9 protein-coding genes are annotated in these 9,497 nt (G+C 49.1%); 6 read left to right on the top strand and 3 right to left on the bottom strand.

The window, feature by feature from the left end; all coding sequences use genetic code 11:
* The first annotated feature begins 542 nt into the window (after positions 1-542).
* The 3 genes from QUB12_RS35500 (at position 543) to QUB12_RS35490 (ending at position 5,191) form a co-directional block, all read left to right on the top strand.
* Positions 543-2,114, top strand: coding sequence for a serine/threonine-protein kinase (locus QUB12_RS35500; RefSeq protein ID WP_333310808.1), 1,572 nt, complete (start codon positions 543-545; stop codon positions 2,112-2,114).
* Between the two features lie 866 nt (positions 2,115-2,980).
* Positions 2,981-3,313, top strand: a complete 333-nt coding sequence (locus QUB12_RS35495; RefSeq protein WP_190660406.1) for a DUF6825 family protein — start codon at positions 2,981-2,983, stop codon at positions 3,311-3,313.
* Positions 3,314-3,424: 111 nt separating this feature from the next.
* Complete coding sequence (locus QUB12_RS35490; RefSeq protein ID WP_333147538.1) at positions 3,425-5,191, top strand: AarF/ABC1/UbiB kinase family protein; 1,767 nt, start codon at positions 3,425-3,427, stop codon at positions 5,189-5,191.
* A gap of 318 nt (positions 5,192-5,509) precedes the next feature.
* Here the strand turns inward: QUB12_RS35490 and QUB12_RS35485 are convergent, their stop codons facing one another.
* Genes QUB12_RS35485 through QUB12_RS35475 form a run of 3 tightly spaced genes read right to left on the bottom strand, consistent with a single transcriptional unit; the run spans position 5,510 to position 6,693 of the window.
* Positions 5,510-5,869, bottom strand: a complete 360-nt coding sequence (locus tag QUB12_RS35485) for an RNA-guided endonuclease TnpB family protein (protein WP_333147540.1) — start codon at positions 5,867-5,869, stop codon at positions 5,510-5,512.
* Entirely contained in the window at positions 5,862-6,467 is a 606-nt protein-coding gene (locus QUB12_RS35480; RefSeq protein ID WP_333147542.1) for a transposase, read from the bottom strand. Before QUB12_RS35480 ends, QUB12_RS35485 begins: the two co-directional genes overlap by 8 nt.
* Before the next feature lie 4 nt (positions 6,468-6,471).
* Positions 6,472-6,693 (bottom strand): helix-turn-helix domain-containing protein, encoded by a 222-nt coding sequence (locus QUB12_RS35475; RefSeq protein WP_333147543.1) that lies wholly within the window; start codon positions 6,691-6,693, stop codon positions 6,472-6,474.
* 117 nt (positions 6,694-6,810) lie between these two features.
* Between QUB12_RS35475 and QUB12_RS35470 the strand changes: the two genes are divergently transcribed.
* From QUB12_RS35470 to QUB12_RS35460, 3 genes are all read left to right on the top strand, one after another.
* Entirely contained in the window at positions 6,811-7,542 is a 732-nt protein-coding gene (locus tag QUB12_RS35470; RefSeq protein WP_333064224.1) for a PP2C family serine/threonine-protein phosphatase, read from the top strand.
* An 82-nt stretch (positions 7,543-7,624) separates the two neighbouring features.
* The gene (locus QUB12_RS35465; protein WP_333147545.1) at positions 7,625-8,827 is read left to right on the top strand and encodes an anhydro-N-acetylmuramic acid kinase; all 1,203 of its coding nucleotides are present in this window, start codon (positions 7,625-7,627) and stop codon (positions 8,825-8,827) included.
* 98 nt (positions 8,828-8,925) lie between these two features.
* Positions 8,926-9,357 (top strand): hypothetical protein, encoded by a 432-nt coding sequence (locus tag QUB12_RS35460; RefSeq protein ID WP_445251382.1) that lies wholly within the window; start codon positions 8,926-8,928, stop codon positions 9,355-9,357.
* Positions 9,358-9,497 lie beyond the last annotated feature (140 nt).

The following is a 9,497-nucleotide window of genomic DNA, read 5'->3' as shown; positions in this document are numbered from 1 at the left end:
TTAAGTTATTAATACATTACTTGAAGTTTGACGATATTCCCATTCCTGGGGTATTCATACCTTGATTCAGCAACGCCTTAGTCTGTTCGTCAATTTACCGATAATTTAGTAACTAAAACCTAGGTAAATCTAGGTAAAATGTCAACGGCTGTGAACCGCTCCTAAAAACCTACAGAAATCTCTAAATCAAACTTAGCGGTCTATGTTTTGCCTAGAGCAAGTGCTATATGCTTCCTGATTGCTCAGGTTGGCCTACTCTTCCCAGTTAGAGACTGCCTAATTAGCAGAGGACTTGAAATATTTGGTTTTTTTGACGATCCGTTTGAGCAAGAGTGTTTTTCTGTGGTTTTCACACCCAGTAAGCTTTATTCTTCCCGCACTAATCAAGCGTTTCCCCAGTTTATCACAATTCTTGTTGGTTTCCGTCTAATTCTTAGAAAAACCTAGACAAACCTACGTATTTTGGCAACTGCTTAAAACCCCTAACTCTGCGAAATAACCCAAAGGCGGTAGCATAGTTTGGGAAACGGCATCAACTGAAGATGAACTTAGCGCCAGCAACAGTCCTGCAACAGGGCAAATACAAAATTAACGCGACTTTAGGCATAGGAGGGTTCGGCATCACTTACCGAGCTATCCACACCCATTTAAACCAAACCGTCGTACTCAAAACCCTCAACGAAAGTCTGCGCCAACACCCAGAATCTGCCCAATTTCAGCAGCAGTTTATTGCCGAAGCCCAAAGCGTGTCGCGGTGTCAGCATCCCAACATAGTCAGGGTAATTGACTTTTTTGAAGAAGCCGGACAGTCTTTTATCGCAATGGACTACATTCCCGGCCAAACTCTCGCCCAAATAGTCGAAACCGATCGGCCGCTGCCAGAAGCCCAGGCCCTTCACTATATTCGGCAAATAGCCTCAGCCGTAAGTACAGTTCACCACAGCGGATTGCTGCACGGAGATATCAAGCCAGAAAATATTATCCGGCGAGCCGATTCTCACGTAGTAATGTTAATAGATTTCGGAATTGCGCGCGGCTTTACCGCCGGCACCAAACAAACCCACACTAACTTGCTCTCCCCTGGGTACGCGCCGATCGAACAATACCTCTATGACGGTAAATGTACACCGGCCACTGACATCTACGCGATCGCAGCCACCCTCTACTACTTACTCTCCGGCGTGGCGCCCGTAGCAGCACCCCTGCGCGATCGTATTCCCCTGACTGAGTTGCGGCAATTTCAGCCCAACCTCAGCCCAGGAATCGAGCGAGCCATCCTTCAGGGACTCGAAATCGACCCCCACAACCGCCCTCAGACAGTGGAAAATTGGCTCACCATGCTGCAAGAAACAGAACGAGTATCAGCAAACAGAAAAGGCAAGCAAAGTCTGCGATTGCCCGCACCTCCCCCGCCGCAGTTGACTTTGCTGGCGTTTGTCGTAACGGCTGCAATTGCAGGCTGGATGGGTTTTGACCTGGCTTGGCACTACAACCGCACCAGTCTCAGCAGCAATCGCTCCCAAATTGAATCCTTCCCATCTCTGGAAGATTTGCTCAAATCCCGCGATTTGTCAGGGCCGATGTTCGGGCAGCCGTCTGTCGAAAGCAGCCCTCTCTACCCGATCGAACTCAACAAGCGTCCCAAACCCCCCTTAGACAGCAGCAACATTCCCGAACAGATCGAGCCCTCAGAAACTAGCGCAGAACCTTCTGAGTCTCCAAGCCCGGAAACTCCCGCCCCAGAACCCGAAGCGGAACCGGAGCCATCCCCGACGCCCGATCCCGCAGAGGAGCCTTCTGAGTCCCCCATTCCAGAGCCTCAAGCCCAAATCGAGCCAGAGCCCCAACCAGAAGCCGCACCGGTACCGGAAGTTGCGCCCCTGCCGCCAGAACCGCCCGCCGCACCCGCCCCGCCTGCCGCTGAGAGTGCTAGCGCTGAAACCCTGCCGCCGTCGGAATCCCCGTCGCCAGTAATATCGTCGCCGATCGAGCGATCGCCTGAGCCTGCGATACCAAGTCCCAGTGGCAACAATTCAGATAGTTCGATCGCACCTGATTCACCACCCCCTGTGGCAGAACCCACAGTGCCTTTTCCCGAACCTGCGACAAATTAGTATGGTTTTTGTTGGTTAAAAGTGCGGACAAATACTTGATTTTATGACTCAGCAAATATCTGCTCAGTAGTTGAGATAATAAAGCCAAACCTAGCCAACGACTATCTTCCAAAAACTTCCGTCGAATCTGGAAATCCCAACAGTCGCCGTCTGAGTTTATCGAATATTTCCTATTCCCTGTGAAATCCAAATGCCCGCAAAAAAATGCAGGACGCTTTCCTATTTTGATTTGAATTATGTTAGAATATGTGCGCGGCGCTGAGGTGGTGTGAGGTCGCGTATTAATACTGCCAAGCTGCAAACATTTTGGTATAAAGCAACCCCCATCTGGAATTTGAGCGAGTGTAAGCGAGGCTTCGGGGCTAAGCCGTTGCGCCTTAAACTGTTCTAACTCTCAAGAATCCCATCCCCGACACTCGGGGAGGGAGTGTCAATTCCCCCAAAATTCCTTCCTTTGGGAGCAAGCATCCTTGGGGACAAGCAAGTTATAATTTGTTGCGGAAGCGCACAGAGATTTTTTGTCAGGAACCTCAGCCCTGACGGCATGAGGCTTGAAGGAGAAATCTAACAAGCCGTTCTGACGGGCCTCAGTCTTAACTGACTACGTTTTTCGAGTCACGACATCCTGGGATGCGTAGCTAGTCCTTTGCTCTGTCGTTGAGAGTTAAACAGTTCTAAGGTAACAGGAACAGTGCTTTCAACCTAACAAGCTCACTAAACAAAGGCGCGTGCTAACTTTACTCCGAAAAGAGATTGAGGCAACCATACCTCACGCCTTGGGGCAACCATACCCCTCCACCCCGCGAGGGGATTCAATTCAATGTAAAGCCGTCCTAAAAGGACGGGGTTTCAAACCCATAGTTCTGATGAGTAAACCCCCAGTTCATGCTTTTTTTGTAGGCAGAGCACTTGCCGAAGCACTGTACGAGCAATTAGAAAGCGCAGCAACCAACGCTTTCTCTGAACTCGGCAAATTTGACGCCGAACAAAGAGAACGCCTGCGGCAGTTCACCGATCGAGTTGTGGAACGGGCAAATCGTGCTTCGGATGAGGCGATGCAGACCAGAACTGGCACTGCAAGCACCACAACTATTCAAGACATCCATCCCGCTGATTTGCAAGCGACTATTGACGAGCTGCGCGCCGAAGTGGCTCTGGTGCGATCGGAATTACAGCGTTACCGCAGCAGTTTGCCCTAGCGATCGACTCGACCACAACTATTATTTACTACGTGAGCGCATTGCTTTGCGCTCCTGCGCTCCTACTTTCAATCAAAGCAACAACATAAAATAAGCAATTTGGGAACCCAAGTGTCTGCTCTCCTTGATGACTCTGTTAATCGCCAGCGCTCCCCCAAGCACACTGGCGAAGCCGATGAGCAAAAAACTGCTAGTAAATCCTACAAAAGTAAAGCTTATCGCTGGAATCGCGAAAAATACTCCCGGAAGCGGCGCTTCTTCGACATTTGGGCCTTTGTCTTGCTCTGGCTGGCTTCCCTCTGGCTCGACAGCAAAAATTGGAGCTACTGGGGAGGCGTGACTGAAGAAAAGAAAGTTGCCAGACGCCGCTTTCAAGCTATCTGGGTTCGAGAAACACTCTTGGATTTGGGGCCAACTTTCATTAAAGTGGGGCAGTTATTTTCTACCCGCGCCGATTTGTTCCCGGCAGAGTTTGTCGAGGAACTTTCTAAGCTGCAAGATAAAGTGCCTGCTTTCAGCTACGAGCAGTTAGAGGTAATTGTCGAGCAAGATTTGGGCAAGACAGTTCAAGAACTCTACCGCAGCTTTGACCCAGTGCCCCTGGCTGCTGCCAGTCTGGGTCAGGTACACAAAGCTCAACTGCATTCGGGCCCGGAAGTGGTGGTCAAGGTGCAGCGACCGGGACTGCGGAAACTGTTCGAGATCGATTTGCAAATTCTTAAGGGAATTGCCCGCTACTTTCAAAACCATCCTAAGTGGGGCCGCGGTCGAGATTGGATGGGGATTTATGAGGAATGCTGTCGCATTCTGTGGCTGGAAATTGACTATCTCCATGAAGGCCGCAATGCTGATACTTTTCGCCGCAATTTTAGCAACTGTGACTGGGTGCGGGTGCCGAGGGTTTATTGGCGGTATGCGGCTCCGCGAGTGCTGACTTTGGAATACCTGCCAGGGATTAAAATCAGCCACTACGAAGCTTTGGAAGCGGCCGGTATCGATCGTAAATTAATTGCTCAGTTGGGGGCAAAAGCTTATTTGCGGCAGTTGCTCAACGACGGCTTTTTCCACGCTGACCCACACCCCGGCAACATCGCTGTTAGTGCTGACGGTTGTCTGATTTTCTACGATTTTGGCATGATGGGGCAAATCCAGTCGAACGTCCGCGAAGGACTGATGGAGACGCTCTACGGCATTGCTTCCAAGGATGGACAGCGGATTATGGATTCTCTGATCAATTTGGGAGCTTTGGTGCCAACGGGTGATATGAGTCCGGTGCGCCGCAGCATCCAGTATATGCTGGATAACTTCATGGACAAGCCTTTTGAAAATCAGTCTGTGGGCGCGATTACGGACGACCTTTACGATATTGCCTACAACCAACCTTTTCGCTTCCCAGCTACTTTTACTTTTGTAATGCGAGCTTTTTCCACCATCGAAGGGGTGGGCCGAGGCTTAGATCCCGAGTTCAACTTTATGGAGGTGGCACAACCTTTTGCCATGCAGCTTATGACTAATGGAAATGGCCATGATACAAGTAGCAGCATTTTTAACGAAATCGGCCGTCAGGCGGCTCAGGTGAGTTCGAGTGCTTTGGGTTTGCCCCGCCGGATTGAGGAGACTATTGATAAACTCGAACAGGGAGATTTGCGGATTCGCGTCCGTTCGGCCGAAACAGAACGCTTGCTCCGCCGGATGAGCAGCGCTCAAATGGGCACGAATTATGCTTTGCTGATGAGTGCTTTTACTTTGTCGGCGACAATTTTGTTTGTCAGCAATCAAGTCTGGCCGGCTGTCGCTGTTGCCGTGCTGGCGGCGGGTGCAGGGTTTGCTCTTATGCGTTTGTTCAAGCGGATCGATCGTTTAGACAGGATGTCATAATTGTGCAATTTGCGATTTGAAATTTCAGGTTTGAGATTTCTCGCCAGCCCAAATTTGACATCGAATGTTAAGTTTTGGCTGGCTGACCACAGAGTGCTGAAATTTACGACAATTACGCGCTTTGAGGCTAAAAACCCGGTTGCTGCCTAGATTTCTCGCCAGCAAAACCTCGGATTTTGGGTAGAAATCCAGTTTTTTTTGCAGGTGCTGCTTAATTTACTGGATTTACCGAAATTTTAAGATGGGATTACCATCATACGATCTACAATTTGACATCCACCCCGCCCTATAAGGGCGAGGATTCCTAAGACTCACAACTTAGGTTTCTGCTTCTTTCCCTGACGGGGATTTCGCACCAGCCTTAACAGATTTACTCTGTTGGGGTCTTACAGTCGCTCCACAGACTGATACGGCAAGCCCTGCCGCCAAAATATTTTTCGCAGCGTTAATATCACGATCATGGTGAGTACCGCACTTAGGGCAATCCCATTCCCGGATATTTAACGGCAACTTGTCAACAATGTGGCCACAATTGCCACATCGCTTAGAACTCGGAAACCAGCGATCAATCTTAATTAAAGTGCGACCATACCAATCACACTTGTAATCAAGTTGTCTGACCAATTCCCCCCAGCTTGCGTCACTTATAGAAGCGGCGAGTTTCCGATTTTTAACCATATTCTTCACAGCTAAGTCTTCTACGGCGATGGCGCAAGTTTTCACGCACCAACCGCGTCGTTAACTTGTGAAGATTATCTTTCCTTGCATCAGTGATCTCTTGATACACTTTCGCTACTTTAAGTCGTGCCTTGTAACGATTATTTGATCCCTTTTGCTTACGACTTAAAGCTTTCTGCGCTCTTCTAAGTTTGCGATACTTTGCTTTGAATCCTTTGGGATTGACAATCTTTTCGCCAGTGTTCAAGGTAAGCAAGCTGGTAATTCCCAAATCGATACCGACTTGATTACCTGTTTCGGGTAATTTTTCAATTTCTACATCTACCAGTAGAGAAACTGACCACCTGCCCGATGGTGCAAGCTTTACCGTAATAGTTGATGGTATGGCACCATCAGGTAATATACGGCTCCAGCGAATTGGCAATGCTGGTGTGTTTTTTGCTAAGTAGATTTGTCCATCTCTGAACTTAAATGCCGACTTAGTAAATTCTGCGCTGCCACCGTTACGTTTCTTTTTGTAGTTAGGGTATTTTGCTCGCCCATCAAAAAAATTGGTGTAAGCCGTCTGTAAATGTCTCAAGCATTGCTGCAAAGGCACGCAGCTAACTTCGCCCGTGAAAATCTAGTTCTTCAGTTTTCTTCCATTCGGTTAACATTGAAGAAGTCTCAGCATATCCTACTCGTTTCTGTTCTGTGTACCAAGCTTCAGTCCTTGTGGCTAAAGCACGGTTGTAGACCAAACGAGCACAACCCAGAGTACGTCGCAACAAATTTTCCTGTTCCGGCGTTGGGTATAATCGATAGCTGAAGGCTTTTAGTGTCATGCTTACTTTAAATGTGCTGTTTTACATAGTAGCACCTCTTATGTAAGATGGTACGTCTTAACAAAAATCTATGTAAAGCCGTCCTACAAGGACGGGGTTTCAGACCCATTTTTTCTGATGAAACGCTCTTTCGCAGGTAAGACAGACACAGGGCTAGTTCGTTCCGTAAATCAGGATTCGTACTACATAGACTCTGACGGGCGATTTTTCATAGTGGCCGACGGAATGGGAGGACACGCCGGAGGTCAAGAAGCCAGCCGGATTGCGACTCAGGCGATTCAATCTTATTTGCTCGAACATTGGGAAGGGCCAGAGGATTCTCCGCTGTTGTTGGAAAAGGCTTTCTTAATTGCCAATCAAGCAATTTTGACGGATCAGCTCGACCACCCGGAGCGTGCTGATATGGGAACTACGGCTGTGGTTCTAATGTTTAGGGATGAGGGCCGACCCTGGTGCGCTAATATCGGGGACTCTCGCTTGTACCGACTGCACGGATCTCGCTTGGAACAGATTACTGAAGACCAGACTTGGGTGGCTCAGGCTGTGAAAAGAAAGGCTCTAACTCCTGACCAGGCTCGCACTCATCCTTGGCGTCACGTTTTGTCCCAGTGTTTGGGCCGCGATGATTTGCGGGAGATAGATATTTTGCCGGTGGACGTGCAGCCTGGGGATCGCTTGCTGCTCTGCAGCGATGGCTTGACTGAAGAACTTTCCGATCCTTTGATAGCTTCGCCTCTGAAGTCGATTCGCGCCTGCGAGGGCGCTGCAAATGCTTTAATTCAAGCAGCTAAGGATAAAGGTGGACGCGATAATATTACTGTGGTGATCGTAACGATCGACCTCAAATAATATTCATCGCCCGATCGCACCCGACTATCTAAAATCGAAAAAGTGAACAATCTAAAATCTAAAATCTAAAATCTAAAATTGAATGACCCGCGTTATCGGTTTGATCAGCGGCACGTCGGTGGATGGCATTGATGCTGCTTTGGTGGATGTGGTCGGTTCCCAAACAGACTTGAAAGTGCAATTGGTGGCCGGCAAGACTTTCTCTTATCCTGCTAATTTGCGATCGCAAATTCTCTCGGTTTGCAGTGGCTCAGCTTTGTCAATGGCTGAACTAGCCCAATTAGATGATGCCATCGCCCAAGAATTTGCTACGGCGGCATTGACAATTCAAGCAGAATATGATAAAGCCGAATTAATCGGCTCTCACGGTCAAACTGTCTACCACCGACCTGCTGGGAAATCCCAGAAAGACAGGGCCGGTGCGTTAATGGGCTACAGCTTGCAACTGGGGCGGGGCGCGCTAATTGCGGAATTGACAGGAATTACTACTGTGAGTAACTTTCGATCGGCAGACATTGCTGCCGGAGGTCAAGGAGCACCCTTAGTGTCAATAGTTGATGCCTGCCTGCTAGCGGACCCCAACCTCAGCCTCTGCATCCAAAATCTGGGGGGAATTGGCAATGTTACCTATCTTCCGGCTAGGGGAAAAGGGGGAAACAATGACGAGTCTGAGATTTTCAGTCTTGGGGATGGCATATCGGGCTGGGATACAGGCCCGGCTAATTCCCTGTTAGATTTGGCAGTACAGCACTTCTCAGGCGGCACTAAGACGATCGACGAAGGTGGAGTTTGGGCAGCATCGGGCACTCCCTGTCAAGCTTTAGTCGAGGATTGGCTCGCCTCAGACTTCTTCCGCCAAGCACCGCCGAAATCAACGGGGCGAGAGCTATTTGGTGTAGACTATTTTGACAGATGTTTGGTCGAGGCCCAAGGTTACAACCTCAGTCCTGCTGACGTGCTGGCTACTCTGACAGAACTGACTGTTGCCTCGATCGTTCACAGTTACCAAACTTTTTTACCGGCTATGCCCGATCGAGTTTTACTATGTGGGGGTGGCAGCCACAATCTCTACTTAAAACGCCGATTGCAATCTCAATTGCATCCAGTGCAAGTGTTGACTACTTCTGAGGCAGGCTTGAATGTAGATTTTAAAGAGGCGATCGCTTTCGCGGTTTTAGCCGCATGGCGGGTTCGGGGCATTCCCGGCAATCTGCCTCAAGTGACTGGTGCCCGGACATCGGTACTTTTAGGAGAAATTAACTCTTGTTGGCACAGTTGGGCGTGATAGCATAGAGTCTGAGGGACAACGGCTGTGCGTTGTTGCACCAGCATTGTAGCCAGCAGGAAAAGCATAGGAACAGCACTGTGGCTCACACGTTTTTAATGGAATCTGGCCAATGGACGCTCGAAGGAAGCTGGATTGAGCGCAATGGCGTGCCAATTACGGTTAAGGGCAAAACTTTAGTGAGCTGGAACCGAACAGATTGGTTCAGTATGGTGACCAAGCTCGTATTTCCTGGAGGCGATCGCGAAGAGATTATTTTGCAGTACCGAGGACACCTCAACAGCGATGAACGGCAGTATACTTTTGTACTCCAACACAGCGAACTCGCCCGCGTCGAGGGCGAAGGTTGGATTGCTCCCCAGTCGATCGTCCAGCGTTATTGGGTATTGGGAGACGAACGCCAGCGGCGGACGGGTTTTGATACCCTTCACCGGGTTGATGACAACCGCTACTACCAATCTAGCGGCATCATGTCTGGTCATTACTTGACGAGTACAATGGAGGCGACTCTGGAACGTCAGGGGGAATAACTCTTTCTAGAGTCCACATTTGCGAGTTCTAGGGTTTGATGTGAAAATTGAAGGTTTTGCTAGTCGGAGCTAGTCCCTAGGTAGCGAATAAATAGACAAAATGATACACTTATAGACAAATATGCGGTGTACCATTTTGT

The sequence above is a fragment of the Microcoleus sp. B7-D4 genome, from assembly GCF_036705125.1.
GTDB lineage: Bacteria > Cyanobacteriota > Cyanobacteriia > Cyanobacteriales > Microcoleaceae > Microcoleus.
This window is presented reverse-complemented; position numbering and strand designations above follow the sequence as displayed.

Excerpts from the sequence above, each read along its gene's own strand:
- QUB12_RS35500 (WP_333310808.1), top strand. The coding sequence starts at position 543 with ATGAACTTAGCGCCAGCAACAGTCCTGCAACAGGGCAAATACAAAATT.
- QUB12_RS35495 (WP_190660406.1), top strand. The coding sequence starts at position 2,981 with ATGAGTAAACCCCCAGTTCATGCTTTTTTTGTAGGCAGAGCACTTGCC.
- QUB12_RS35485 (WP_333147540.1), bottom strand. The coding sequence starts at position 5,869 with ATGGTTAAAAATCGGAAACTCGCCGCTTCTATAAGTGACGCAAGCTGG.
- QUB12_RS35475 (WP_333147543.1), bottom strand. The coding sequence starts at position 6,693 with ATGACACTAAAAGCCTTCAGCTATCGATTATACCCAACGCCGGAACAG.
- QUB12_RS35470 (WP_333064224.1), top strand. The coding sequence starts at position 6,811 with ATGAAACGCTCTTTCGCAGGTAAGACAGACACAGGGCTAGTTCGTTCC.
- QUB12_RS35465 (WP_333147545.1), top strand. The coding sequence starts at position 7,625 with ATGACCCGCGTTATCGGTTTGATCAGCGGCACGTCGGTGGATGGCATT.
- QUB12_RS35460 (WP_445251382.1), top strand. The coding sequence starts at position 8,926 with ATGGAATCTGGCCAATGGACGCTCGAAGGAAGCTGGATTGAGCGCAAT.